Consider the following 23,742-nt stretch of genomic DNA (forward strand, 5'->3'; position numbering starts at 1 on the left):
CATGCAGGATTCCGATCTTCTCGTTGCCCGACACCCGGCCACGCTGCGGCTTCTCGTCGAAGAGAAGCTGCGCGCCGCCATCGCGAGCGGCTTGTTCAGGCCCGGCCAGCGCCTGATCGAGCGCGAGCTGTGCGAGCTGACGGGCGTTGGGCGCACGTCCATCCGCGAGGCGATCCGGCAGCTCGAAGCGGAAGGCCTCATCACGGTCGTGCCGCATCGGGGGCCGACCGTGAGCGTCGTCAGCCCGCAGGAGGCGCGCGAGCTCTACGCCGTGCGCGGCCTGCTCGAGGGCTATGCCGGCCGCGAGTTCGCCAAGCGTAGGCCCGAGGCAGAGATCGTTGCGCTCGAACGCGACGTGTCGCGCTTCGCCGAGGCGGCGGCGGGCGAGGACCGTCGCGCCTTGATCGAGGCGAAGACCGCCTTTTACGCGACCCTGATGCGGGGATGCGGCAACGCCGTCGTCACGCAGATGCTGACGACCCTGCACAACCGGATCACGCTGCTGCGGCTGACCTCGATGGCCCAGCCCGGACGGCTGCGGGAGAGCGTGGCCGAGATTCGCGCCATCCGCGACGCGATCATGGCGGGCGACCCGGCTGCCGCGGAAGCGGCCTGCCACACGCATATCGAGCGTGCCTCGGCGGTCGCCATCGCGGTCCTATCGGCACAGGACGACCCGCAATCCCGCCCAGGGTCTCGCCCCCCCTCCCCGCGCTGACGAATTCAGGAAGCCCGAGCCCAACATGGCAATCTATGAGGTGTTCGCGCTCCGCTATGCCACCCACGACCGGTCCGCGCGGGAGAACTTCGTTTATCCGCCGGGCCCCACCGAGGATCCGCACGACCGGCCCATGCCGATGGACTATTTCGTCTGGCTGCTGCGGGCCCGCGATCGGACGATCCTGGTCGACACGGGATTCGACGCGCCGGCCGCCCGCGCCCGCGGGCGCATCCTCCTGCAGCATCCGGCCGATGCTGTGCGCGCCATGGGCGTCGCGCCGGAGGCGGTGAGCGACGTGATCATCACCCACCTGCATTACGACCACGCCGGCAACCTCGCGGCCTTCCCGGCGGCAACGTTCCATCTTCAGGACGCCGAGATGGCCTTCGCCACGGGACGCTGCATGTGCCACGACCGGCTGCGCGGTGCCTTCTCGGTCGAGGACGTGGTCGCGATGGTACGCAGGGTCTATGCGGGTCGCGTCCGCTTCGCGGATGGCGACGCAACTTTGTTTCCCGGCGTGTCGGTCCATCTTGTCCCGGGCCATTCGCGGGGGCTGCAATGCGTGCGGGTCGCGACGGCCCGCGGCGCTGTCGTCCTGGCCTCCGATGCCACCCACTACTACGCTAATATCGGGACCGGGAATCCCTATCCCATCGTCACCGACATCGCCGCCACTTTCGAGAGTTGGGAGCGGCTGCGTCGGCTCGCCGACAGTGAAGCCCACATCGTGCCGGGCCACGATCCGCTTGTGATGACGCGCTTTCCGCGCGTTTCCGAGGTCGGCGTCGAGGCTGTCGCGCTCCACCAGCCGCCGTCGGCGCCGTAATGGGAGAGTCGGCCTGATCCGTCAACGGCGTCACATTTTGGTGCTTGCCGGCTCGGCGGCCACCTGCAAGTCTATTCAAAATTCAAACCGCGCAAAGATGCGGAATCAGTTGGGAGGACGCGATGAAGGCTCAGATTCTCGGTACCCTTGCCTGTGCGCTGGCCCTTGCCTCGCCGGCTGCGGCGCAGGCGCCGATCGTCATCAAGTTCAGCCATGTCGTCACCACCGACACGCCCAAGGGTCAGGGCGCCGAGCGGTTCAAGCAGCTCGCCGAGGAGCGCACAAAGGGGGCGGTCAAGGTCGAGATCTATCCGAACAGCACGCTCTACAAGGATAAGGAAGAGGTGGAGATGCTCCAGCTCGGCGCCGTGCAGATGCTGGCGCCGTCGACGAGCAAGTTCGGGCCTCTCGGCGTGAAGGAATATGAGGCCTTCGATCTTCCCTACATCTTCCCCAACGAGCAGGTGCTGCGGCGCGTCCAGGACGGGCCGATCGGGCAAGGCCTGTTCAAGAAGCTCGAATCCAAGGGCATCAAGGGCCTCGGCTACTGGGACAATGGCTTCAAGATCCTCACCTCGAACAAACCGATGCATGGCCCCGAGGACGTGAAGGGTCTGAAGTTCCGGATCCAATCCTCGAAGGTGCTGGAGGCTCAATTCAAGCAGCTCGGTGCGCTGCCGCAGGTGCTAGCCTTCTCCGAACTGTACCAGGCGCTTCAGACCGGCGTGGTCGACGGCCAGGAAAACCCGCCGTCGAACATCACCACCCAGAAAATCAACGAGGTGCAGAAGCACGCCACGCTGACCTATCACGGCTATGTCGGCTACGCGGTCATCGTGAACAAAGGCTTCTGGGACGGATTGCCCGCCGACATCCGCACGACGCTCGAAGGCGCGATGAAGGACGCGACCGCCTACGAGCATGCGATCGCCGACCAGCAGAACGAGAAGGCGCTCGCCGAGATCCGCGCCACCGGCAAGACCGAGGTCTACACGCCGACCGATGCCGAGAACGCGGCGTGGCGCAAGGCCCTGGCGCCGGTGCAGCGCGAGATGGCGTCCCGCGTCGGCAAGGACCTGATCACTGCGCTCAACAAGGAGGCCGAGGCTGCGCCGAACAACTGATCCCGCCGCCGCCGCGCCACGTTGACAGACCATGTTTCTGAAAATCCTCGATCGGCTCGAAGAGGTGCTGATCGGAACGCTGATGGCGGCCGCAACCGTCATCACCTTCGCCACGGTGGTCCACCGCTTTCTGTCGGGGATCCCTGCGCTGCAGGACTACACCGACCAGATCGATTTCGGCTGGTCGCAGGAACTGTGCATCTACATGTTCATCTGGGTCGCGAAATTCGGCGCGGCCTACGGCGTGCGCACCGGCATCCATGTCGGCGTCGACGTCTTGGTCAACCGGTTGCCGCCGGGCGCGCGCCGCGCCCTGGTCCTCGTCAGCCTCGCGGCGGGCGCGCTGTTCACCGGCATCGTCGGCACGCTCGGCGCGAGTTTCGTCTGGCGCATCGGCCACACCGACCAGACCACGCCCGACATGGAGATTCCAGTCTGGATCGTCTATCTCGCGATCCCGCTCGGCTCGTACCTGATGTGCTTCCGCTTCCTGCAGGTCGCGTGGGGCTACCTGAGAACCGGGCACCTTCCGGCCCGTGACCACGCCCATGTCGACGGGGTCGAGACCGTCGAGGGGATCGACCCGATCCAGCTCGGTCGCGAGGGAGGCCCGGCATGAGCGGCCTGATCATCTTCGGGCTCCTGATCGCCCTCATGCTCACCGGCATGCCGATCTCGATCGCGCTCGGTCTGACGGTGCTGACCTTCCTGTTCACGCTCACTCACGTGCCGATCGAGAGCGTGGCGCTCAAGCTGTTCACCGGGATCGAGAACTTCTCGATCATGGCGATCCCGTTCTTCATCCTCGCCGGCAATTTCCTCGCCCATGGCGGCGTCGCCCGGCGGATGATCGCGTTCACGACCTCGCTCGTCGGACACTGGCCCGGCGGCCTCGGGCTCGCCGGGGTGGTCGCCTGCGCGCTGTTCGCCGCCGTGTCGGGATCGAGCGTGGCGACCGTGGTGGCCATCGGCTCGATCATCCTGCCGGCGATGGTGGCCGAGGGCTATCCAAAGCGCTTCGGCGCCGGGGTGATCACCACCTCCGGGGCGCTCGGCATCCTCGTGCCGCCGTCGATCATCCTCGTGCTCTACGGCGTGTCGACGAATTCCTCTATCGGCAACCTGTTCCTGGCCGGCGTGATGCCGGGCATCGTCCTCTCGGCCATGCTGGCCAGCGTCACCTTCGTCATCGCCAAGCGCCGCGGCTACCCGCGCATGCGGAAAGCCTCCTGGGGGGAGCGCCTGCGCGCCTTCCGCGAGAGCGCCTGGGGCCTGTTCCTCGTGGTGATGGTGATCGGCGGCATCTACGCGGGGATCTTCACGCCGACCGAGGCGGCAGCGACTGCGGCCGTCTACGCCTTCGTCATCGCGGTCTTCGTCTACCGCGACCTGAAGCTCTCGGACGTGCCCCGCGTGCTCCTCGCCTCGGCCAACATGAGCGCGATGCTCCTCTACATCATCACCAACGCGGTGCTGTTCTCCTTCCTGATGACCTCGGAGAACATCCCGCAGGCGATGGCGGCCTGGCTGATCGCGATGAACTTCAGCCCGCTGGTCTTCCTGCTCGTGGTCAACATCATCCTGCTGATCGCCGGCAACGTGATGGAGCCGTCCTCGATCCTGCTGATCATGGCACCCATCCTCTTCCCGATCGCCATCAAGCTCGGGATCGACCCGATCCATTTCGGGATCATCATGGCGGTCAACATGGAGGTCGGCCTCTGCCATCCGCCGGTGGGGCTCAACCTCTACGTCGCGAGCGGCATCGCCCATATGGGCATCTCCGAGCTGACGATCGCGGTGATGCCCTGGCTCCTGACGATGCTGGCCTTCCTGATTCTGGTGACCTATTGGCCCGGTCTGTCCCTCTGGCTACCGCGGGTGCTCGGGGCGATGTGAGAAGGGCTGACCGAGCGGTGTGAGGCCGGCAAGGCTCTCGGATCGGACGATCGTCGGGCCGACCGTGAGAGAGTGGCAGGCGTCGCGACGGCGCGCCGATGCCGATCCCATCCGGCGAAGATCTCGACGGCCGATCAAACCGCGGACGCGCTTCGAGGTCGAGCCTGACGTGGCTGCCGGTCGGCTATCTGCATGCGAAGCGACGCGGCAGCACCGTAATGCTAGGAAGCCTGTGCGAGCGCGTCGATCGGAACCGGCCGGCTCCCATCCGTGCCGAGGATGTCGTCGATCTCCGTCTTCGGCATCGCCCGGCCGAACAGGTATCCCTGCCCGAAATGGCAGCCCTGGTCCGACAGCCAGTCGAGGCTCGCATCCGTCTCGATGCCCTCCGCGGTGGTGGAGAGGCCGAGACTCGTGCCGAGCTTGATGATGGCGTCGACCAGCTTGGCACGCTCGTCGCTCATCGTGATCGCGTCGACGTAGCTCCGGTCGATCTTCAGCTTGTCGAACTTCAACTCGCGCAGGTGATACAGGCTGGAATAGCCGGTGCCGAAATCGTCGAGCGCGATGCGCACACCGAGCTGCCGCAGCGACAGCAGGGTGGCGCGCGTCGCCTCCAGATCCTGAATCAGAGCGCTCTCGGTGATCTCCACTTCGAGGCGCCCCGGCGGGAATCCGGTCTCGGTTAGGATCGCGAGGATGCGCTCCGCGAGCCACGCATCCTGGAACTGGTGGGGCGCGATGTTCACCGCCAGGATCAGGTGGGGTGGCCAAGCCCGTGCGTCGATGCAGGCGCGGCGGATCAAGTTGTAGCTGAGATCGGCGATCATGCCGGTCTCCTCCGCCACCGGGATGAACTCGGTCGGGCCGACGAGGCCCCGGGTCGGGTGGCGCCAGCGCGCAAGCACTTCGACGCCGACGATCTCTTTCTCGGGCAGCGAGACCACCGGCTGGTAGTAGGGTTCGATCGCGCCGGTCTCGATGGCGGTGCGCAACTCCGTCTCCATCCGGGCCCGGGCGCGCAACTCCTCGTCCATCGTGCTTCGGAAGAAGCGGTAGTTGCCGCGCCCTTCCTTCTTGCCCTGGTACATGGCGAGGTCCGCCGCGTGCAGAACCGCATCGGCATCCGTGTGGTCGGTGGCGACGACCGCGACCCCGACCGTCGCGCCGACCTTGAGGTCGTTCTGATTCCAGGAGACCGGCTCGGAGATGCTGGCGATGACCGCCTGGGCCAAGCGGGTCAGCCCCTCGCTGCCGTGCTCGACCGGAACCAGCATGGCGAATTCGTCGCCACCGAGCCGGGCCGCCACGCCGCCGGGCGGCAGGAGCTGCTGGAGGCGCTCGGCCACGGCGCAGAGGACGGCATTGCCGGCCGCGTGGCTGTAGAGGTCGTTGACCGGCTTGAAGCGGTCGAGGTCGATCAGCAGGACCGCCGAGGTCGGCTCAGCGGCCGCCGCGGCATGCGCCCGCTCCACGGCGTCGATGAACCTGCGCCGGTTGGCCAAGCCCGTGAGGCCGTCGTGCCGGGCAATGGCCTCGGCCTGCGCGGCCGCCGCGTCCCGCTCCAGCATCAGCCGTCGGAGGAGGATCGATTTACGGACACTGGCGCCGCACAAGGCCAACCCCATGCAGGCTGCCAGCATGAGGAGATCATTGAGGCCATAGATGCGAATGACGCCGTTCAGGAGGTCGAAGGTCCCGAGCGTGACGCCGACGAACCAGATCCCGACGCCGATCGTGAGCAGGCACAGAGTCTCGTACAGCTCGCCGCGGCCCCACGCGGTCGACGTTTCGCTCGGCATGTTTTGTGTCCGGTTTTCAGCGCGCGACCAAAGCATGCCAAATGCTAAGAGGCTGTAAATCCAATCGTCGGTGCCATTGTCTGCTTTTATTCGGCGGGCCAGGTGAACGTGGTTCAAGCCGGCTTAACGCTAAGCGCCATCGGCCGTTGCGAACGGACATTGTCGCGATACGACTCCCTGCCAGCTTCCGCTGCGTGTTGGACGGGGACGCTCCAAGCTGGCGAAGCCGGACCGCCCGGATCCCACAGCCGCCGTTTGCCGCGCGGAACCTCCGGTCACGCCGGGACGTCGCCCAATGGATTGATGCGGGGCGTCGCGGCCCAAACTCGGTCAGGATTTCACAGTACGTTCAAAACTTCCGCTTGACCTGAACTGCTGAAAGGCAGCAAGTTAATAACAATGTACCAGTTTAGATTGATTCAAGAGAGGCCGATCTTCGCGTAAGGGGGGTGCTGACGTGCATTTTTTGTGTGGAGATCTATCTGGCGCGCGCGCCGACGCCCTGGCGGATCAGATAACCCGTCGGGGTTACGCGGTCGTCGAGGACTTCGTGCGTCCGGATGCGTTGCGGGACGCGCGGGCATTCGTTGCCGAGGCCGTCGCGGCCAACGGTGGGGAGTATGTCGGCTTCACCGGGACGGAGGATCTCGGCGGAACGTTTCTCGCGAACCTGCCCGACGACCCGAGCTTCGTGGCCTTGTGCCGCGGCATCTACGAGCGCGAGACTGGCCGTCCCGCTCCCGATGTCGGCTTCTACCAGATCTTGCGCTGCCTCTCCGGGAATGGGGCCAGGAAGCACTCGATGCGCTTCCACTTCGATTCCTACGTGCTGACCGCGCTCATTCCCATCACGATGCCGGACCACGGCGCCCCGGGCCGATTGATCATCCATCCGAACACCCGCAGTCTGCGCCGGAGCTATCTCGCCAACCTCGTGGACAAGGTTCTGGTCGACAACCCACTCACACAGGCGCTCCTCCAGGCCGCCTACCACCGGGGTAGCCAGCGCGTGATCCGCCTCTCTCTCAAGCCTGGGAGCCTGTACTTCTTCTGGGGCTACCGCTCATTGCACACGAATGAGCCCTGCGATGCCGACGCGGTCCGCGCCACCGCACTTCTTCACTACGTCGATCCTCATGCGGGCAGCCGGTTCAAGCAGGTGCTACGGCGTCACTGAGGCCCACCCGCACCATAAGTCAGCTGGGGGCCGAGGCCGTGACGCCTTCCCCGCTTCGGGCCGAACCTTCAGACGCGACCCCGCCGATCAACGCGCTCGCCGGCCGGAACCCGCTACCCCCGGCGGGACCGAACGTATTCCGGTTAGCGGTCGATTCCTGAGAGCGGCGCGACGTCGATAGAGCAGCAGGGCAACGACGAGTGCCGCTAGGCTTCCGCCGATCGGGGCCGCCGCGATGGCAAGGAGGAGGCCGTGCGGCCAGCACGCAGCAAACGCCACCGCCCCGCCGAGATAGGCGCTCGCTATCAGGATGACGATGGAACCGTCCCGCCCGTCCATGGCGCCCTCGCGCTGTGATCGAGCTCGCGTATAAGTTGAAGTAGCCGCGATCAAATGCGGATTCTGCGTAGAATCTGTGCCCTCAATCCGCCACGCCGCATTTCTGCGGCCCGTCGAGCGTACGGCTGTGATGGAGCGCCGCGGCGTCCTTCATGATGGACAGGATGCCGCTGCGCGTCGTCTCGTCGGCGATGCTTGTTAAGGCAAGGACGAGTTCAATCACCTTCGGATCATCGAAGAATGCCGGGGCGCCATCCACCCGGCGTTCGCCTCCCTGCGGATCGCCGAAGAAGATCTCGATGGACACCTTCAGTTGCGCGGCTCCAAGATGCGTCTGGCGCAGGTCTGGCCATAAGTCCGAGTGGCAGGAGCCTCGCTTTGGGTCGTGCCTCCTGAATCGGGCGCAGGTTGATGCTCTCCATCATCTCCCGACCGCATCGGCTGGGACGCCCCTCGATTTCGACCCGAGTGGATGTCGGAGCGCCGATACAGGTCCCGGGTCCGATGCGGCTTCCGGGACTTCACTGTCTCGTCGATCACGATATCCTCATGTCCGGAGGTCGGGACTGCTAAAGACATCTTGCGCGCGGTCCCGATCCAACGGATCGCGTCAGCCCCCTCAAAAAACTTTCAACATCGATTGCGCGAAATAATTGTCTCCAAAACTGTAGACGGATCAGACTGGACCGCTCATCCCGGCCAAAGTTGATCGATAAGCAATGCCTGGCAGGGCATCGCGCTGCCGCTCTACGTAGAACGGGCCGCTCCCCGATTATTTTTGCATATGAAATGATGTGTTCGGCCGCCCGCTCAGGCGCTAGGGTGCATCGCCATCTCGCAGTGCAGGATCCAATGATCGACGACGTGAGAGTCACCTCGGTGTCGGCGGCGGAACCGGTCAAGCCGGGGCGGGATATTGCGGCGCTTCGTGCCCACATTAGGAGTATCCTGCGCAGGGTCGCGCCCGTCAGATCGACGTCCTCCAATCGCTGAAGCCAGCAGGGCGACGTTGCAGGCACGGGGTCTTACGCGGCCTCTCGGAGCCTGGTCGTGATCGCTCCGATTGTCCGCTCGGCAATCCGGGGCGGCGTCGCGGGTCGGTGGACCGGCGGCGTAGCCGGCGTCCTGTCGAGGATTGAAGATACGCGTTTGCTCCCGCGATCGGGGTTTGAACTGCGCCTTCGCTCGCGCGGTTGAGGCAATGCCGATAGTTGCAATCAGATAGCGAGAGCAGTGCGCATGACCTCTGGATCCGGTCTTCTTCGCCTCAACGGGTTTCCGGCCTCGTGTCTCGCTCCGGCGCTGGCCGCCGCGCTCCTCGTGGTTGGCCCCGCCGGCGCGGCCGAGACCATGCCGTCGGTCGAATTGACCATGACGGTGGAGGATGGCGCCGCGAAATGCGCGCCCGCCGAGCTGCGCCTGCCCGCCAACACGGATGTCAGCATCCACGTCCAGAACCGTTCCTCCAGCCAGATCGTGCTGACGGCGCCCCAGATCTTCGAGAACAAGAACGTCCTGCATCATGACGGCGACGTCGTGCATGTCGCGAGCAACGAGGGGTACACGGTCAAGCAGAACGGCAAGGGGGAGCTTCGCGTCCGGACGATCGCGGCGGGCCAGTACCCGTACGGCTGCACGAGCGTGAACGACCGGTCCCAACCGTTCAAGGGGACCCTGACGCTCGCCCCCGCCGCCCAATAGCGCCGGTCTCCCGCGTCCATCGAACCTGGCCGCGCCCAAAGGGAATCCCTGCCGGCTCAGGAACCGGCAGGCTTTTCTGAGCCCTCGAGCTCCTCCTCGGTCGGCAACTCGCACCGGTTGTGAATGTCCGTGGCGGCGACCGCCCCATGCGCCATCGCCACCACGACCTGATCGAGACCGCGCACCACGCCGCCGGCCGCGTAGAGACCTGGCACGCTCGTGCGGTTGTGCTCGTCGACCTTGATCGCTCCGGTCTCGTCATGGTCGGCCCCGAGCGCTTGGGCGAGTTCGGAGCGCAGTTTTAGCCCGAGTGCCGAATAGAGCACCTCAAATCGGTGCCGCTCCCCGTCGGCCGTGCGGAGCAGCGTGATCCGTCCGTCCTCCACGTCGAGGCTCACGACCGGCTCCGGGATGACCGTGATGCCGTGTTCGCGCACGCGCTCGCGCTGGGCCGCATCGAGCTCAAGTCCCTGGCCGAGGGTCATCAGCGTCACATCCTGCGAGTAGGTCCGCGCGACGAAGACCGCCTCCCCGAGGCCGCGGTCCCCGTAGCCGATCACCGCGATGCGCTTGGCTCGGGCCTCGTAGCCGTCGCAGATCGGGCAGTAGCGCACCAGCCCACGCCGGATCGCATCCGGGAGTTCCGGGAGGTCGGGCTCCACATCCTCGGCCCCGGTGGCGAGGAGAACACGCCGGGCCTCAATCTCCCGCGTTCCGTCCGCACCGGGGGCCTGGATGGCGGCCCGGAAACCGCCGCGCACCCGCGCGAGGTGCGTCACCAGCCCCGGGAGGATCTGCCCGCCGTATCGTGCGACGTGCGCGCGCTGTCGGTCGAGGATGTCCTGCCCCGAAATCCCCTCGGCAAAGACCGGCATGTTGTGGCTGACCGGGATCCAGGCCGTGCGGGAGCGGCCGGAATCCACAACGACGAAGGCGCGCCCGAAACGGGCGAGGTAGAGCGCTGCCGTCAGGCCGGCCGGTCCGCCGCCGATGATGAGGCAATCGAGGAACTGCTGCTCCCGAAGCCGGTGCTGCGGCATGGCTGGCCCGATCGTAATGACGCATCTGACGCAAGGACCCGCTTCGGCGCCGGCGGGTTCCACATCCTGCCGCCGCGTTTCGTCCGGACCCGGACGCGGACGGCTCGATCCGCGACACTCCCTGCGTCCAAACGAGCATGTCCCGATGCGTGTGAACAATCTCGATGCGGAGAGTCTCCACGGGCGTCCCCTGCCGATCCCGGAGGCCGGCAGCAAGGAGGAGCGCGGCACCGTCCTCGTCCTGGGCGGCTCGGCGGAGCTGCCGGGAGCCGCGTTGCTGGCCGGAGTCGCGGCGCTGCGGGCCGGGGCGGGCCGGCTGCGGATCGCGACGGTCGAGAGTGCGGCGACGGCCATCGGTGTCGCCGTGCCCGAAGCGCGAGTCATCGCGCTCGGCGGGACGGCGGAAGGCGAGATCGATCCGTCGCGGCTCTCGGAACGGCTTCCCACCCTGACGCAACGCTGCGACGCGATCCTCGTGGGGCCCGGCCTGAACTCCGGCGACGCGACGGAGCAACTCGTCCGGTCGCTGCTGCCGGGAGAGGCGCCGGCCAGCTTCGTGCTCGATGCCGGCGCCGTCTGCGGTCTCGGCACCCATTCCGATACGGTCCGATCCTGCGGCGGTCGGGCTCTGATCACCCCGCATGCGGGCGAGATGGCCCAACTGCTCGACATGGAGCGCGAGGCCGTCGAGGCGGATCCGCTGGCAGCGGCCATGCGGGCAGCGGAGCGGCTCGCCTGCACCGTCATCTTGAAGGGCGCGGAGACCTGGGTGGTCAGCGCGGCCGGAGAGCGGTGGCACTACCGCGGGGGCGGCGTGGGTCTCGCAACATCGGGCTCCGGCGACGCCCTCGCGGGCGTCCTGGCGGGGCTTCTGGCCCGAGGGACAGACGTCCTCACGGCCGCGCTCTGGGGCGTCTTCCTGCACGGCGAGGCCGGTCGGCGGCTGGCGGACCGGATCGGTCCTGTCGGCTTCCTCGCGCGCGAGATCGCCGACGCAGTGCCGACCATCCTGCAGGAGACCGCGGCCGCGGGCGCGGATGTGAGTCGAAACGCGGACTAGGATCGCACAGGGTCTGCCCTCAGTGCGGCGCGGCCTTGCAGGCCTGTTCTTGGCCCAGAACCCGCGCGGTCGGTTTCGGCCTGACCGCGCCGCGGCTCGAACCTGCGCAAGGCTAACCGTCGGGGCGATGTCCTTGATTCTGCAGGCTGGCGTTACCGCGGGCTGCTATGAATAGTGGGCCGGCAATCGCGGCAGTATGATGGGTGGCTCAAAGGCCGCTTTCGACCCTGCGCAGTCATTTAGGTGCAACCAGCGAAGGACCGCTTGCAATGGCGTAGCGGACCTTCTGGAGGAGCCCTCCCAGCGCCGACAGGCGAACTTGGCTGTTTCGATGGGTTCGAGGGCTTCGAGGCCGAGGCGTTCCGGAAACTTACGCCCTCCGTTTGGAACGGTCTTGGTGGTCGTCTGGAGCATTCCACACGGACAGGCCCTTTTGGAACGCTTCGCTGCGTCGCGGCCTAGCTCACCAAGCCCTACTTCTTCGGGTATCCGACATAGTAGACCCCGATGACGCCGCTGCTGGCATCGCGGATCGGCTCGTAGCCCGTCGTATAGGGCTTGCCCAGAATGTCGGCGTCACCGAAATAGGCCTCGCCCTTCGTGATCGCCGCGAAGGCTTTTCCCTTCGGGTCGAGGACGGTGCCGATCGCGCGCGAGCCGTCGTCCTTCTTGACGTTGGTGGCGACGCGCACGAACTCGCCGCCGCTCTTGACGAACAGCGTCGCGGTCCCGCCCACGTCCTTCTGCACGGCGTCCACCACGGCGAAATTGTTGTTCATCTTGGTCTGGCCGAAATAGAGGGCCGGGACGGTCTTTCCGGCGACGGCATCCTCCCCCTTCACGCTCGGAGCACCGAGTTCGGCAGTCTTCGCCTTCAGGCGCTGCATGGCCGTCTGGACATCCTCGGCGGCGGCCGCGACGCGTGCGGACATCGGAAGGGCCGCGCCGGCGAGGGCGGCCAAAATTGACAGGGTGAGTAGAGGTGTCTTCATGATCGTCTCCCTCCGCCTTCACCACATCGATGTGACGACAATTCGGATTGCGCTGTGAACCGAAGCGCGGATTCTAATCACTTCTGTTCGCACTGCTTGATAAGACGGGACACCACCATCAGTTAGACGTGTGAGGCATGGCTGACAGGGTTGTGTGTCCTCGCGTTCCTGGTCATCGCGGCAGATTGTGACGCATCATAACGCCCAATCGGCGAAGGTCGGCTTTCGGTAGGGAAGCAAGCCCGCGGGATCAGGCGGTCGAACGTCCGCTCACCACCCGTCGCACACGTTGGGCCGGTCGGGATCTGCGCCTCGACTGCCGGAGGTGGTGGAGCGTGGGCTTCACCGGCCACCCGGATCGGCATCGACGTGGGCCGGCGCGCCCGGCCGCTCGCGCCGGCACACCACCCGAGCCGCCTGCCGCAACGTGACCTCGTTGTTCGGATAGGCGTCCTTGACCGCCGCGAACGCCGCGCGCGCGCCGTCCAGCGGGTAGATCACCCCGAGCCGCAGCTCGACACGGCCGCGCTCGTCCCAGACCTCGATGGCAAACGGCGTGCCGGGCGGGACCGGCGGCTCCAGGCTGACGGCTTTGGGCAGACGCAGCGTCGCCAGGCACTGGTGCTCGTACGGGCGCGCGACCTTGGCGCCCGGTCCGCGCTGGTGGCGGCACGAGGCGGTGAGCGCCCGCAGCAGGTCGCGCGTCGCGATCTCCGGCCCGAAGCGCGCCATCAACCCGTCGAGGCGGTAGCTGCCGTGGCGACGGCAGGGCGCGCAGTCGATGGCCAGCCGGTCGCCGGCGATGTCCCCTAAGCGCTGAACCATCGCCTCAGCCGTTCAGGCGGCCGCGCGCGTAGCCGTGTGAGACCAGCCGCCCCTGCCCGGCCAGCCGCTGCTCGGCCGCGTCGAGGTCGGCGAGCGCGTCGGCGATGGCCTGCACCAGAGCCGTCCAGCCATCGCGCTGGGCGGCCCGGTAGTAGCGCAATGCGATCGCCTCGGCCTCGGTGAGGCGGAGCTCCACGGGCGGCTCGTGCGGCTGAGCGTGCATCGCGGTCTGGATCCCTTCGAGAACAGATGCAGAACAAAGCGCCGGACGAGGCCGGGGTTCAATGGTTCTGTCGGCCAGCGCCGGGATCGCGGTGGAGCGCTGTGGATCGTTGAGGAAAACCGCAATGCCGATGCGGCCTTACCGCTCCCGCTGCTGCGGGGCCACGCCGAGCGTGTGGCGCTCGCGCAGTTGCGGCACGTCACCGGTCGCTTCGATAGGGCGACCGAGCGGTCGCACCGTGAACCGTCTGGTCAGCACGGTCACGAGCAGCACTACACCGCGGAAACCCATGCTCGAAGCGCCACTCTGCGGATAGACGAGGAGCCATTCGGCCGCCGATCAGCGCAGCGATCCGGTCGCAGGACAAAAGGAAGCGGGAATGGCAGCTTTGGCGCGACGTTGATAATTACAGAATCAACACAGCCGGAGTGACGACCATGATCCAGACGGCCAAGGCGATAGCATCGGCAATCATCGCGGGCGCCCTTGCGGCGGCTCCTACAGTGTCCCGAGCGCAGGCAGGCGGCAGCTTCGCCAATCACGGCTTCGGCAATTACAACTTCGGGGCTGCGGCAGCGGGCGGCGGGTTCGCCAATCACGGCTTCGGCGGCCACAACTTCGGAGCTCCGGCAGCCAGCGGCTTCGCCAATCGTGGCTTCGGCAATCACAACCTCGGGGCCGCGGTGGCAGGCGGCGGCTTCGCCAATCGCGGCTTCGGCAATCACAACTTCAGGACTCCACTTGTCGGCGCCGTCCCCAACCGCAGCTTCGGACAGGGAATCGCCGTCAACCGCGGCTATGGCCTTCACCGACATTACGGCCTCAACCGCGGATTCTATGGACGTTCCTATGGTCACGGTTACGGCCGGCGTGGATATGCGCTCGGCGGGCTTGGCCTGGGACTGGCCGCGGGAGGCCTCTACGGGGGCTACGGCTATCCGGGATACTACAGTTATCCGGGATACGAGTACGGCTACGACGCCGGATATTATGGCGGCTACGCACCGGTCACTTACGGCGACGCCGATACCGAACCATACCGCGCCACCGATGACGACCGCTACTGCGCCCGTCGCTTCCGGTCGTACGACCCGCGAACCGGAACCTATCTCGGCCGAGATGGTCGGCGTCACCCCTGCCGCTGAGTCGCGATCATATCGAGCGCGACGCGGCGGGCAGGCGCGTCCGCGCGACGTCGCGCATGATCCGCGTCGTTGCCCAAGGGCGGCAGGCCGCAGCGCGCGAACCGGGTCTCCGCGGTGAGCTGCGCCGTCCAGGTCTCCGCGTCGACGGCCCGGTGGAGAACCGAGCTCCCGACCGCGTGTCAGCAGGGCGGCGGCATATGCGGCCGCCAGCATACACGACGCATGGAGCAGCATCGGCTTCCATGCCCGATGAGCGAATCAGCCGAAGATTGTGGGCTGGAGCTGAAGCGTGCTCACGTCGAGGTGCGCCGGAGCAGCTGGTGTATATCGCCCCGCAACATCACGTGAGGGACGCCCCCTTCGGCGCACCACCTCCCGCTCAAACGCGATGAAGGCAAGGGGCTGACCATCGCGATCCAGCAGCGGACGGGCATCGAGCTCACACAGGTAGGCCTGACCCGAGCTGCGATAGTTCTCCAAAACAGCGTGGAACCGGCCCTCTGCCCGAACCTTGCGCGCGACCTGCCGGGTGATCTCCCGTCGCGTGCCGGGCCCTTGCAGCAAACGCGGCGAGTGACCGACGATTGCGGTTTCGGAGTACCCGCTCATCCGGGCGAAGGCTGGGTTGACGTACAGGACCGTCGGGCCCGGTCGCTCTAGGTCAACGTCGGTGAGGACTACCGCCGTATCGAGCGGCTCCGCGAACAGTCGAACAAGCTCCACGATGGTCACAGCAACAGCCCTCTTCCGAGAACGGGAGCTAAATCAGGATCTGTTAACGAACGCTCCACGTGGCCATTCGCCCTCCGATAGGAGAGCCGGGCCAAACTCAGCAAATCTTAATGGATCAGGGACACTCTGCGCGTGCGATGCGCAGACCGAGCCTTCCTTCGGACGGGGCGAGCGGTTCAGCGCTGGCGCACTACCCGCCATAAGCAGCAAGGCACGAGGTCGATGATCCACCAGCTCGTCTACTACAGCCGCAACACTGTGCCGGGCGACAGCCGTGCCATGCTGACCAACATGCGCGAGATCCTGTCGATCTCTCAGCGCAACAACAGTCGCGATGGCATTACTGGCTTCTTGATCTTTGACAAGACTTGGTTCGTTCAGATCTTAGAGGGTGAGCGCGCGCAGGTCAGCGAGACATACAAGCGCATCGCTCGTGACGCGCGCCACTCAGGTGCCGCAATCGTCAATGTCCGCGACGTTCCAAGTCGTTTATTTCCGAACTGGACCATGGGTGGCGCTATGCGCACGCCGGAGGTGCTGGAGGTCTATCTGAGGCACGGACTTGGCGGTCCGCTGGAACCGGCTCGCCTCAAGTCGGATCAGATCATTCGGCTTGCCCTTGATCTGCAGGAGTTCGAGGTCAACCGGCGCCAGGATCAACGCCTGGCGAGCTAACACGCTGCTGGGCGTACACGACGGCCGGCCCTCCTTACGGCCCTTGACGACCGCTAATGGGTTAAGGGCCGGCGCTGTCGGTTCGGCATTGCGCCATAGCTCGCGTTTCCCGCATCGCTGGCTGGACGGCAGCCTCATTTGCGGGAAGGTACGGCCATGCCCGTCACCGCACACAAGGATACAGAACGGCTCTCGGCCCTGCACCGCCTCCGCCTGCTTGACACGACTCCCGAGCCGGCCTTCGAGCGCTTGAGGTCAGATCCTCAGGCTCTTCCCGCCAGCTGCCTCCTCCATCAGCACCCGCAAGAACGCGTCATCGGGGATCTCGGCCGCCGGCCGGTCCGGCCTGTGCGGCTCTCAGCCCTTGGTGTCACGAACGCGCTTGCGCCGGACCGGCGCCAGCTCCGGCGGAGTGCGCTCCAGGCTGTCAGCGGAATCGATTCGGCGACGGCGATGTCCGAGAAGGGTGGTGAGCGGCCTTGCGCGCTACGGCCGGAACCGGACTTGCGTGCCAGCAGCGGCTGGTCCGGTTTTCGTATGCCCAAAGTGCACCGATGCTGGCGCATAGATTGGCGCGCCACGTCGCGAGCCGGTCTTGGCGCCAGGCCAGGGGCAACCAATCTCAAGGTCTTGGTTCGTGGTTCACTAGCCGCTTGATCGGGGCGTCAGCCACCGTGCGGAAGTGAACGACTGTCAGATGGAGGAACCGATGATGCGCCTGACGCAGTCGCTACACTCGTTCTACGACCATCTATGCTCGCGGATCGAAGCCTCTGCCGCGAGACACGAGGCCGAAGTGGCGCGCCTCCGGGCTGAACTCGCCAAGCACTCTGGACGGCAGGCCGAAACAGCCCGTTGAGACCCCGTCCGCCGACACGCCTGTCCGCTGATCGAAGCAAACCTCAGGGGACAGGATCTCGGGCCGTTCTCCGCTTCGGCTATTCTGCGTGCGCCGCCGAAGCGGAACCTACGAAACGACTTCCGGAAACCCAGAGCGGTTCACTGCCTGCGCCACCTCCCCGCCTGCTGATCGTGACGCAGATGGCGCTCGAAGCCAGCCGTGAACCTCGTCCACATCACGACCCAAGCTGGGAACAGTGGCCTATACGGTGGCTTGAACGACCAAGCTGCCAGCTTCACGTGATGCGTATGATGCCGCGCCCGAGACGTGAGCAGGGCATGAGCCTGCCGTTGCTTCCGCATTTGGAGAAGAGCCAAGTGTCTCTGGTGCCGGACCATGCGCAGGCGCGCATACCGAGCGTGCCGCCGCACTCGCGCCGCCACGCGGACAGAGCTACGCGTGGACCGGACCACACGGGTGCGCCCCTTCCTACGCTCGTGCAGGGCAGTACTCTGGATCGAAGCCGACTGTGTGGCTGACGTTGAGGCTGTCTTATCGGTGTTCGGTGTCCGTGTTTCCGCCTCACGACGGTGCGGCATGTACAAAGACTTGGTTTTGTCGATCGCCAGAGGCGGCGGAGGCGAACCACACCCAGTGCAGATCGAGGCGGAGAGACGCCTCCAGGTTTTCTCGTCGCGATCCAAGATGTTCTTGAAGCGCGCCTGGTAGCTCGCCGCCCGCTCGTTTGCGGCCTGCCTTTCATCCTGTGCCTCGGTCAGGGAGGCGGCTTGAGCGGCGTCAGCCATGATCAAGCTGGCTGCCATGATGATGCGGATGAGAAGACGCATAGACCCTCCCACCTGAGATCCGCGCGGTCCGGACACAGACCACTCAACCCATATAGACCGCCCAATTCATACGGCGCGGTTCGCTACAGAGTTCCGAGCAGCGCGGCTACTCAATTTGGGTATGGTCCGGACGAACCTTGCCCATCGGTCTGATTTGGATGTCCATTGAGATCATCCAAACCGAACCTGCTCAACGGAGCCAATCATAGCAGATCGGTATGTCGGAATGCCACGCAGCGGACGTCGTGAGGGTCTGCTTGGAGTCGCAGGCGGAACGCCCGCTCGCGAATAAGCCAAGGTTCGGCCGCCAGCCTGAGCGGACCTCGGGGTGTCGGTACCAAGCGTCGCTTTCGACCGTGCGGGCGGTATCGGGGGACGGGCGCGATCACGTGCTTCCTTGCACAGCGAAGGTGCCTTTGATCAGCGCCCGGGGCCGACGGACCACCAGGGCCAGGCGCTCCTCCGCGAGGATTGGGACCTTGTTCTTCACGAAGTTGTTCCGGTCCTCGGCGGAGATCGGGACGCTGGCATCCTCTCGACCGAAGATCTGTGCCGCGTGGGCGAGCGCGCCGGTGAGAAAGGTGTTGGGCGGCATCGCCAAGTGAGGACCTGCACTTCCACGATCTGCGAGGCACGGCCGTCACCATGCTCGCCGAGGCGGCCTGCACCGTTTCGGAGATCGGGACGATCATCGGGCACTCCCAGGCGCACGCTCAGAAGATCCTCAACCGCCATCTGGCTCAGACCCGGCGCCTTGCCGAACCGGCGATTGCGAAGCTCGATGAGCACCGCCGGAATAGCGAGGCCGCCTTCAGTGGCTGAGATTAGACTGCGCTATCGAGCCCCCGAGAACGCCGGCCTTGTCGTAATCGTGGACGATGAGGATGAGGCGCTTGTTATCCGATACCCTCCTTCGACCGACCTGGCGTCCCCGACAGCCTCTGGCGTCGGCCTCGGCTCTACGCCGCGGCCACCGCCGGAGCTCGGTAGCTCCCGCCCTTCAGAAGGGCTCAAACGACGCGCGCCATTTTGTTGGTTAGCGCCACCGTCACCAGCATGCGTGACTTGCGCGCCAGCATCTTGTCCAGCCACGATCCCTTGACCACCCCAGTCCGGGATGCCTGCCGCACCACGGCGCTGCCGCCGATGATGAGCAGGCGCCGCAGCGTGCGCTCGCCCCTCTTCGAGATCGCCCCGAGCCTTCGCCAACTAATACCAGCGGCGGGTTATGCTGACACGTTTGCCCATGTCCGGTTTGCGATGGCGGTGATGGTGTCTGGCGCGGCAATGAGCCAGTTCCAGGCGTCGCAGCACGCTTCGACAATGGCCTCGTAGCTGTCGTAGAGGCGATGGGCGAGTTTGTTGCGGCGTAAGTATTGCCAGATGTTTTCGACCGGATTGAGTTCAGGTGCGTATGGCGGCAGCATCAGGAGCGAGATGTTGCTGGGAACGACGAGATCAGTGCTCTTGTGCCAGCCAGCACCGTCCAGGACGAGAACGGCGTGGGCCCCCGGCGCCACGGTTCGAGCGAGTTCGGCCAAGTGCGCGTTGAGACCTTCGGTGTCGGCGCGCGGCATCACCAGGCCCGCGCCGACGCCGCGCTGCGGACAGACGGCACCGAACAGGTAGGCCGAGGCGTAGCGCGTGTCCTGCACGGCGCGCGGGCGCGTGCCTCGGCGCGCCCAGACGTAGGCCAGCGTGCCCTTCTGGCCGATCCGGGCCTCGTCCTGGAACCAGATCTCAAGCGGCTGGCCGCGGGCTTCCTCGGGGATCACCTGCGCGACCCGCGCGGCGAAGGTTTTTTAAAATCCGCCTGGGCCGCCGCGTCACAGTTCGGGTGACGCGGCCGCACCGAAACGTGGCGGAAGCCGCGGGCGTGCAGCAGATCCCCGATCGTGCGCTCGGCCATGACCACGCCGAAGCGAGCCTCTACCACCCGCTTGAGATCGCGGCGGCGCCAGCGCACCACCCCGTCCGCCGCCACGTCTGGACCCGCCTCGACGATCCGGTCGAACTCCGCCCGTTGCGCCGCACTCAGCAGGCCGGGACGTGCTGGACGCGGCCGATCCATCAGCCCTGCAACGCCGTCCACATTGTAGCGGTGCACCCAGTCCCGCAGGGTTTGTCTCTGCATCCCGGCGCTCTCCGCTGCCGCCGTACGCGATTGGCCATCCAGGACGGACGCAATCGCAAGACAGCGACGGGCTTGGGCAACACTCCGGCTCGACCGCGCCGCACGCCGAAGATCCTCGGCCGTCAGATCCAGGCGTGTGATCGCAAGTGTCATCGTACCGCTCCCGCCACTCAGCAGGACGCACAGAGTCACGCCAAACCCAGTCCGTCATTCAAAAAGGAGTCACGCCCGGCCGCCGTTGGTATAAGCTGTCACAGCCCGAGAACTTGCATAGGCTTTGCACCACTAACCAGGTCAACGCCAGCACCACAGTTCCGGCAGATCCGGGCCGTGGTTTCGATCTGGGCGCCGCATGTCTTGCACTCCGGCGTGGCCCGAACTTGTCGGCCTGAGTACCGATGATCAGAGCATTAGAGCCGGTCTCAGAGGCTCATTCGCGGAGTGTCGTACAGCCCTACTGGCGCTATCGGACAGGCCGACCCCGCGTGGTCGAGAAAGGAGACGCAGTCGCTCTCGCGGCGGAATGCGATCCGGATCCTGTCGGCATCGCACCAGCTCCAAACCCAATCCTCGCCACAGACTCCATACGCCCAAGCTCCTGCGAGACAATCGCTCGGATCCCCGGTCGGGCAGGGAGCAGCTACGACATGCCGGTATTCCGAGAAGGGATCGAACATGGCCGAACTCCAGCAAAGATTGAGCTTTGCTATATTTGTGCTATTTTATACAAGAATTTGCTCAGAGTCATCCGCAGGCCATCGGCGCCGCCGCCTACGTTCCTGAGGCTGCTGAGACGATGCCGGCCGAGGCTCGGTCCTACTTCTTCGGATACCCGACATAGTAAATCCCGGTCACTCCGCTGCTCGAGGCGCGGATTGGCTCGTAGCCGGCGGTGTACGGGTGACCAACGATATCGGCCTCGCCGAAATAAGCATCCGCCTTGGTGATTGTCGCGACGGCCTTGCCTCCCGGATCCAGAATGATGTCGACCGCGCGCGATCCGTCATCCTTATTCACGTTTGTTCTGGCCGATTGTGGTCCGTCCGCTTCTGGACTGGACTGGGAACGGGAAAAGCAGACGTCGTTGTGACGGCCGCTTACGATCCGAAGCGGGCGCTTGGAAGGGCCGCTATGGAGAGGCTGATCTGGGTGAGTTCGGCCAAGCCGCAGAGCGTGTAGCTTTCGCGGCGATCGGTGTTTTCCGGTCCGCCCCGCCGCCTGCAATCAGTCCCTTCAAGTGGGCTGGCAGGGCAACCTCTTCCCCCCAAGGCCGATACCGCTATCCGATCCTGTACTCGGTGGATTCGACTGTGCCGGGTCCGGCACGATCATGTGCCCCGCAGCGGATCGGTGCGGCAGAAGCACGCCCACCAACCTAATGGGGGAGCTTGGCCGCGTGTTCAGGCGGTAGCCGGACAAGTTGCTGCTCTACGGCCTCACCATCCTCGCCGGCATCGCCAATGCGATCCAGCCCGGCCAGAACGCGACCTTATCCAAGTCCTCCGGTTTGCCCGTATTGGCAGGCTTGATCACGTTGCTCGTGAGCACGGCCGCGCGGCTGCTCGGTGGTCGCGCGATCGGCAGGCTGGAGCTGCCGACTGGAAAGCAGATAGCCCGAGTACCCTGAGGTGCGTAGTTCGAAGGCCTGTTGAGCGTCTTGCTGGTCCTCGCCCAACTCTACGCCTCAATAGTCGCTGAGGAAGCGTCGTTCCTCGGCATCATCGTGTCGGTGGGCGTCACTGCCTCGATCGTCCTCGACCACCACACAGCGGGACCAAACACCTAGAACCACGTCGCACGCGCTAACGAAGGCTCTCGCGCAGCAGCTGAAACGCCGGGCTCACGATGCGGGGTTCGCCCATGCCTGAGGTGCGACAGGAGGCTCCTGGGAGTAGCCAACCTGATGCGATGAACCTGACGGTCAGAATGCTGCAGTCGCCATCCCGTGCGGAATCCGGTGCCAGCATGGCGAATAGCCGACGCATCCTGCGATGTGGCTTCCGATTGGCTTCCGATCAACGATTTTCAGGAAGCCAGACCCGCCGGTTCTCGGGTCTAAGTCCTTGCGGCATAATGGTCGGAGTGGCGGGATTCGAACCCACGACCCCTAGTCCCCCAGACTAGTGCGCTAACCGGGCTGCGCTACACTCCGACGCCGCGAGGGCTCGGCGCTCTTAGCCTTCGCGCCTCGGCTGCGCAACCCCTTCAACCGGACCTCAGCGGCGGGAAGCGCTGGCCGTCGCCGGCTCAGACGGCTACGGGAGCCATCCGCCCCCTCTTTCGCCCGAGGATCATGACCGACCGACCGATCGCTTTCGACCTCACGCGCCTCGTCACACGGCTGCGCCATGCGAGTCCATCCGGGATCGACCGCGTCGACCTTGCCTATGCCCGGGCCTTTCTCGGCCGGTCAGGACAGGGCGTCGGCGTCGTCTCCACGGCGTTCGGTCCGCGGATCCTCGACCGCGACCGCGCGCTCGCAATCGTCGGGGCAGTGGCGGCTGGCTGGGTGGAGGATCGGGACGCGGCTTCGGATCCGGTCTATCGCGGGCTGGCGGCGCGCTGCGGCGATCCGGCTTCCAGGCCGGCAAGCTCGGCTGCTGAGCCAACGATCGGCGCCGCCGAGCGGCGCCGGATCCAGGCACGCACGACCGCCGATATCGCGCTGCGCGGCCGGCCCGTCGCCGCCCTGCCCCGGGATGCGCTCTACCTCCACACCTCTCATCTGCGCCTCGACGATCCGCGCCGGTTCGATTGGCTGTACGCGCGCCCCGACGTCCGTGCGGCCTTCTTCGTCCACGATCTGATTCCGATTACCCATCCCGAATACGGGCGCCCGGGCGAGGCCGACCGGCACAGGGCGCGGATGCGCACGATTGGGCGGCACGCCGCCGCGATTTTGGTGAACTCGACCGATACTGGCCAGCGCACCCTCGACCATTTCGCCGCGGAAGGGTTCGGGCGGCCGCCGGTGGCGGTCGGGCATCTCGGCGTCGAACCCGCCTTCGGGCGCGAGGGGGCCCTATTCCAGCCCGACCGGCCAACCTTCCTGGTCTGCGGCACCATCGAGTCGCGCAAGAACCACCTCCTGTTGTTCCAAGTCTGGCGGCTCCTGGCCGAGCGCTATGGCGCTGCCACGCCGCGCCTGATCGTGGTCGGGCGGCGCGGCTGGGAGGCAGAGAGCGCCGTCGACATGCTGGAACGCTGCCCCGGTGTGCGCGCCCACGTCATCGAGGCCACCGGCCTGTCCACGCACGGGCTCGCGGCGCTGATGCGCAGCAGCACCGCCCTGCTGATGCCCTCATTCACGGAAGGCTATGGGATACCGGTTGTGGAGGCTGCGGCCTCGGGTTTGCCGGTGTTAGCTTCGGACATCCCGGTCCATCGAGAGATCGCCGGCGACTTTGCCCTGTTCCGCGATCCGCTCGACGGAATGGGTTGGGTGGAGGCGATCGAGGCGCTGGCGCAGCCGGACTCGCCACTGCGGGCCGAACTGGTCGAGCGCCTGCAGGGCTACGAGCCGCCCGACTGGCCGGGACACTTCGCGGCCGTGGGCCCGACGCTCGCGGCTCTCTGATCGGACTCCCGGCTCCGTCGGTGCGGCGGCGGTCAGTTGCGCCGCTCCGCCCTGACGA

The 23,742-nt window shown here is 66.0% G+C and carries 24 protein-coding genes, 1 tRNA gene and 2 pseudogenes; 14 read left to right on the forward strand and 13 right to left on the reverse strand.

All coding sequences use genetic code 11. The features are described from left to right. The first annotated feature begins 1 nt into the window (after position 1). From ACYCO6_RS22140 to ACYCO6_RS22160, 5 genes are all read left to right on the forward strand, one after another. Positions 2–718 carry a GntR family transcriptional regulator gene (locus ACYCO6_RS22140; RefSeq protein ID WP_459763318.1) on the forward strand — a complete coding sequence of 239 codons (717 nt, stop codon included), beginning with the start codon at positions 2–4 and terminating at the stop codon, positions 716–718. A gap of 25 nt (positions 719–743) precedes the next feature. Further along, positions 744–1,550, forward strand: a complete 807-nt coding sequence (locus tag ACYCO6_RS22145) for an N-acyl homoserine lactonase family protein (RefSeq protein ID WP_459763320.1) — start codon at positions 744–746, stop codon at positions 1,548–1,550. A gap of 122 nt (positions 1,551–1,672) precedes the next feature. Continuing rightward, positions 1,673–2,674: a TRAP transporter substrate-binding protein gene (locus tag ACYCO6_RS22150; RefSeq protein ID WP_459763322.1), complete on the forward strand. Its 1,002-nt coding sequence runs from the start codon at positions 1,673–1,675 to the stop codon at positions 2,672–2,674. A 31-nt stretch (positions 2,675–2,705) separates the two neighbouring features. Next, positions 2,706–3,293, forward strand: coding sequence for a TRAP transporter small permease (locus tag ACYCO6_RS22155; protein WP_459763324.1), 588 nt, complete (start codon positions 2,706–2,708; stop codon positions 3,291–3,293). Next, positions 3,290–4,573, forward strand: coding sequence for a TRAP transporter large permease (locus ACYCO6_RS22160; protein WP_459763326.1), 1,284 nt, complete (start codon positions 3,290–3,292; stop codon positions 4,571–4,573). Before ACYCO6_RS22155 ends, ACYCO6_RS22160 begins: the two co-directional genes overlap by 4 nt. 221 nt (positions 4,574–4,794) lie before the next feature. Here ACYCO6_RS22160 and ACYCO6_RS22165 read toward each other — a convergent pair whose 3' ends face one another. Continuing rightward, the gene (locus tag ACYCO6_RS22165) at positions 4,795–6,375 is read right to left on the reverse strand and encodes a putative bifunctional diguanylate cyclase/phosphodiesterase (RefSeq protein WP_459763329.1); all 1,581 of its coding nucleotides are present in this window, start codon (positions 6,373–6,375) and stop codon (positions 4,795–4,797) included. A 550-nt stretch (positions 6,376–6,925) separates the two neighbouring features. Here ACYCO6_RS22165 and ACYCO6_RS22170 point away from each other — a divergent pair. Next, positions 6,926–7,552 (forward strand): hypothetical protein, encoded by a 627-nt coding sequence (locus tag ACYCO6_RS22170; protein ID WP_459763331.1) that lies wholly within the window; start codon positions 6,926–6,928, stop codon positions 7,550–7,552. A gap of 421 nt (positions 7,553–7,973) precedes the next feature. Here the strand turns inward: ACYCO6_RS22170 and ACYCO6_RS22175 are convergent, their stop codons facing one another. Then, complete coding sequence (locus ACYCO6_RS22175) at positions 7,974–8,198, reverse strand: hypothetical protein (protein ID WP_459763333.1); 225 nt, start codon at positions 8,196–8,198, stop codon at positions 7,974–7,976. A 932-nt stretch (positions 8,199–9,130) separates the two neighbouring features. On the opposite strand from ACYCO6_RS22175, the gene ACYCO6_RS22180 reads away from it, so the two are divergent. Continuing rightward, positions 9,131–9,592 carry a cupredoxin domain-containing protein gene (locus ACYCO6_RS22180; RefSeq protein WP_459763335.1) on the forward strand — a complete coding sequence of 154 codons (462 nt, stop codon included), beginning with the start codon at positions 9,131–9,133 and terminating at the stop codon, positions 9,590–9,592. A 56-nt stretch (positions 9,593–9,648) separates the two neighbouring features. Here ACYCO6_RS22180 and ACYCO6_RS22185 read toward each other — a convergent pair whose 3' ends face one another. Then, a complete protein-coding gene (locus ACYCO6_RS22185) occupies positions 9,649–10,632 on the reverse strand; it encodes an NAD(P)/FAD-dependent oxidoreductase (protein ID WP_459763337.1) in 984 nt (327 codons plus the stop codon). A 145-nt stretch (positions 10,633–10,777) separates the two neighbouring features. Here ACYCO6_RS22185 and ACYCO6_RS22190 point away from each other — a divergent pair, with 145 nt between their 5' ends. Continuing rightward, positions 10,778–11,692, forward strand: coding sequence for an NAD(P)H-hydrate dehydratase (locus ACYCO6_RS22190; protein WP_459763339.1), 915 nt, complete (start codon positions 10,778–10,780; stop codon positions 11,690–11,692). Positions 11,693–12,165: 473 nt separating this feature from the next. Here the strand turns inward: ACYCO6_RS22190 and ACYCO6_RS22195 are convergent, their stop codons facing one another. The 3 genes from ACYCO6_RS22195 to ACYCO6_RS22205 form a co-directional block, all read right to left on the reverse strand. After that, positions 12,166–12,684, reverse strand: coding sequence for a Cache 3/Cache 2 fusion domain-containing protein (locus tag ACYCO6_RS22195; RefSeq protein WP_459763341.1), 519 nt, complete (start codon positions 12,682–12,684; stop codon positions 12,166–12,168). 342 nt (positions 12,685–13,026) lie between these two features. After that, positions 13,027–13,509, reverse strand: coding sequence for a hypothetical protein (locus ACYCO6_RS22200; protein ID WP_459763343.1), 483 nt, complete (start codon positions 13,507–13,509; stop codon positions 13,027–13,029). A 4-nt stretch (positions 13,510–13,513) separates the two neighbouring features. Continuing rightward, positions 13,514–13,732, reverse strand: a complete 219-nt coding sequence (locus ACYCO6_RS22205; RefSeq protein WP_459763345.1) for a hypothetical protein — start codon at positions 13,730–13,732, stop codon at positions 13,514–13,516. Between the two features lie 437 nt (positions 13,733–14,169). Between ACYCO6_RS22205 and ACYCO6_RS22210 the strand changes: the two genes are divergently transcribed. After that, positions 14,170–14,877 carry a BA14K family protein gene (locus ACYCO6_RS22210; protein ID WP_459763347.1) on the forward strand — a complete coding sequence of 236 codons (708 nt, stop codon included), beginning with the start codon at positions 14,170–14,172 and terminating at the stop codon, positions 14,875–14,877. 258 nt (positions 14,878–15,135) lie between these two features. Here ACYCO6_RS22210 and ACYCO6_RS22215 read toward each other — a convergent pair whose 3' ends face one another. Then, positions 15,136–15,609 (reverse strand): PAS domain-containing protein, encoded by a 474-nt coding sequence (locus ACYCO6_RS22215; protein WP_459763349.1) that lies wholly within the window; start codon positions 15,607–15,609, stop codon positions 15,136–15,138. Between the two features lie 222 nt (positions 15,610–15,831). On the opposite strand from ACYCO6_RS22215, the gene ACYCO6_RS22220 reads away from it, so the two are divergent. Then, the gene (locus tag ACYCO6_RS22220; RefSeq protein ID WP_459763351.1) at positions 15,832–16,284 is read left to right on the forward strand and encodes a BLUF domain-containing protein; all 453 of its coding nucleotides are present in this window, start codon (positions 15,832–15,834) and stop codon (positions 16,282–16,284) included. 2,074 nt (positions 16,285–18,358) lie between these two features. Here the strand turns inward: ACYCO6_RS22220 and ACYCO6_RS22225 are convergent. Continuing rightward, positions 18,359–18,568, reverse strand: coding sequence for a phage major capsid family protein (locus ACYCO6_RS22225; protein WP_459763354.1), 210 nt, complete (start codon positions 18,566–18,568; stop codon positions 18,359–18,361). Between the two features lie 50 nt (positions 18,569–18,618). On the opposite strand from ACYCO6_RS22225, the gene ACYCO6_RS22230 reads away from it, so the two are divergent. Further along, complete coding sequence (locus tag ACYCO6_RS22230; RefSeq protein WP_459763356.1) at positions 18,619–18,795, forward strand: hypothetical protein; 177 nt, start codon at positions 18,619–18,621, stop codon at positions 18,793–18,795. Between the two features lie 188 nt (positions 18,796–18,983). Here the strand turns inward: ACYCO6_RS22230 and ACYCO6_RS22235 are convergent. The 4 genes and pseudogenes from ACYCO6_RS22235 to ACYCO6_RS22250 all read right to left on the reverse strand — a co-directional run. Beyond that, a pseudogene (locus tag ACYCO6_RS22235) lies at positions 18,984–19,175 on the reverse strand (IS110 family transposase); the annotation flags it as partial. 24 nt (positions 19,176–19,199) lie between these two features. Further along, positions 19,200–20,260 (reverse strand): IS630 family transposase gene (locus tag ACYCO6_RS22240; RefSeq protein ID WP_459762340.1). Its coding sequence is split into 2 segments (ribosomal slippage): positions 19,200–19,759 and positions 19,759–20,260, totalling 1,062 coding nucleotides; the frame shifts between segments, so codons are not numbered across the junction. A gap of 98 nt (positions 20,261–20,358) precedes the next feature. After that, positions 20,359–20,466: pseudogene (locus ACYCO6_RS22245) on the reverse strand (zinc-ribbon domain-containing protein); the annotation flags it as partial. 457 nt (positions 20,467–20,923) lie between these two features. Continuing rightward, positions 20,924–21,124 carry a Cache 3/Cache 2 fusion domain-containing protein gene (locus tag ACYCO6_RS22250; protein ID WP_459763358.1) on the reverse strand — a complete coding sequence of 67 codons (201 nt, stop codon included), beginning with the start codon at positions 21,122–21,124 and terminating at the stop codon, positions 20,924–20,926. Positions 21,125–21,527: 403 nt separating this feature from the next. Here ACYCO6_RS22250 and ACYCO6_RS22255 point away from each other — a divergent pair, with 403 nt between their 5' ends. Together ACYCO6_RS22255 and ACYCO6_RS22260 are read left to right on the forward strand one after the other, a co-directional pair. Continuing rightward, the gene (locus tag ACYCO6_RS22255; protein ID WP_459763360.1) at positions 21,528–21,734 is read left to right on the forward strand and encodes a DMT family transporter; all 207 of its coding nucleotides are present in this window, start codon (positions 21,528–21,530) and stop codon (positions 21,732–21,734) included. A 21-nt stretch (positions 21,735–21,755) separates the two neighbouring features. Continuing rightward, positions 21,756–21,893 carry a hypothetical protein gene (locus ACYCO6_RS22260; protein WP_459763362.1) on the forward strand — a complete coding sequence of 46 codons (138 nt, stop codon included), beginning with the start codon at positions 21,756–21,758 and terminating at the stop codon, positions 21,891–21,893. 288 nt (positions 21,894–22,181) lie between these two features. Here the strand turns inward: ACYCO6_RS22260 and ACYCO6_RS22265 are convergent. Continuing rightward, a tRNA-Pro gene (locus ACYCO6_RS22265) sits at positions 22,182–22,259 on the reverse strand. Between the two features lie 141 nt (positions 22,260–22,400). Here ACYCO6_RS22265 and ACYCO6_RS22270 point away from each other — a divergent pair. Next, complete coding sequence (locus ACYCO6_RS22270) at positions 22,401–23,684, forward strand: glycosyltransferase family 4 protein (protein WP_459763364.1); 1,284 nt, start codon at positions 22,401–22,403, stop codon at positions 23,682–23,684. Positions 23,685–23,742 lie beyond the last annotated feature (58 nt).

The organism is Methylobacterium sp. CM6257 (assembly GCF_054611515.1).

Bases quoted from the DNA above. Each gene is read 5' to 3' on its own strand.
- ACYCO6_RS22160 (WP_459763326.1), top strand. From the start codon at position 3,290: ATGAGCGGCCTGATCATCTTCGGGCTCCTGATCGCCCTCATGCTCACC.
- ACYCO6_RS22165 (WP_459763329.1), bottom strand. From the start codon at position 6,375: ATGCCGAGCGAAACGTCGACCGCGTGGGGCCGCGGCGAGCTGTACGAG.
- ACYCO6_RS22210 (WP_459763347.1), top strand. From the start codon at position 14,170: ATGATCCAGACGGCCAAGGCGATAGCATCGGCAATCATCGCGGGCGCC.
- ACYCO6_RS22180 (WP_459763335.1), top strand. From the start codon at position 9,131: ATGACCTCTGGATCCGGTCTTCTTCGCCTCAACGGGTTTCCGGCCTCG.
- ACYCO6_RS22230 (WP_459763356.1), top strand. From the start codon at position 18,619: ATGCTCGCCGAGGCGGCCTGCACCGTTTCGGAGATCGGGACGATCATC.
- ACYCO6_RS22220 (WP_459763351.1), top strand. From the start codon at position 15,832: ATGATCCACCAGCTCGTCTACTACAGCCGCAACACTGTGCCGGGCGAC.
- ACYCO6_RS22185 (WP_459763337.1), bottom strand. From the start codon at position 10,632: ATGCCGCAGCACCGGCTTCGGGAGCAGCAGTTCCTCGATTGCCTCATC.
- ACYCO6_RS22270 (WP_459763364.1), top strand. From the start codon at position 22,401: ATGACCGACCGACCGATCGCTTTCGACCTCACGCGCCTCGTCACACGG.
- ACYCO6_RS22190 (WP_459763339.1), top strand. From the start codon at position 10,778: ATGCGTGTGAACAATCTCGATGCGGAGAGTCTCCACGGGCGTCCCCTG.
- ACYCO6_RS22140 (WP_459763318.1), top strand. From the start codon at position 2: ATGCAGGATTCCGATCTTCTCGTTGCCCGACACCCGGCCACGCTGCGG.
- ACYCO6_RS22195 (WP_459763341.1), bottom strand. From the start codon at position 12,684: ATGAAGACACCTCTACTCACCCTGTCAATTTTGGCCGCCCTCGCCGGC.
- ACYCO6_RS22145 (WP_459763320.1), top strand. From the start codon at position 744: ATGGCAATCTATGAGGTGTTCGCGCTCCGCTATGCCACCCACGACCGG.
- ACYCO6_RS22225 (WP_459763354.1), bottom strand. From the start codon at position 18,568: ATGCCGCCCAACACCTTTCTCACCGGCGCGCTCGCCCACGCGGCACAG.
- ACYCO6_RS22200 (WP_459763343.1), bottom strand. From the start codon at position 13,509: ATGGTTCAGCGCTTAGGGGACATCGCCGGCGACCGGCTGGCCATCGAC.
- ACYCO6_RS22150 (WP_459763322.1), top strand. From the start codon at position 1,673: ATGAAGGCTCAGATTCTCGGTACCCTTGCCTGTGCGCTGGCCCTTGCC.
- ACYCO6_RS22205 (WP_459763345.1), bottom strand. From the start codon at position 13,732: ATGCACGCTCAGCCGCACGAGCCGCCCGTGGAGCTCCGCCTCACCGAG.
- ACYCO6_RS22155 (WP_459763324.1), top strand. From the start codon at position 2,706: ATGTTTCTGAAAATCCTCGATCGGCTCGAAGAGGTGCTGATCGGAACG.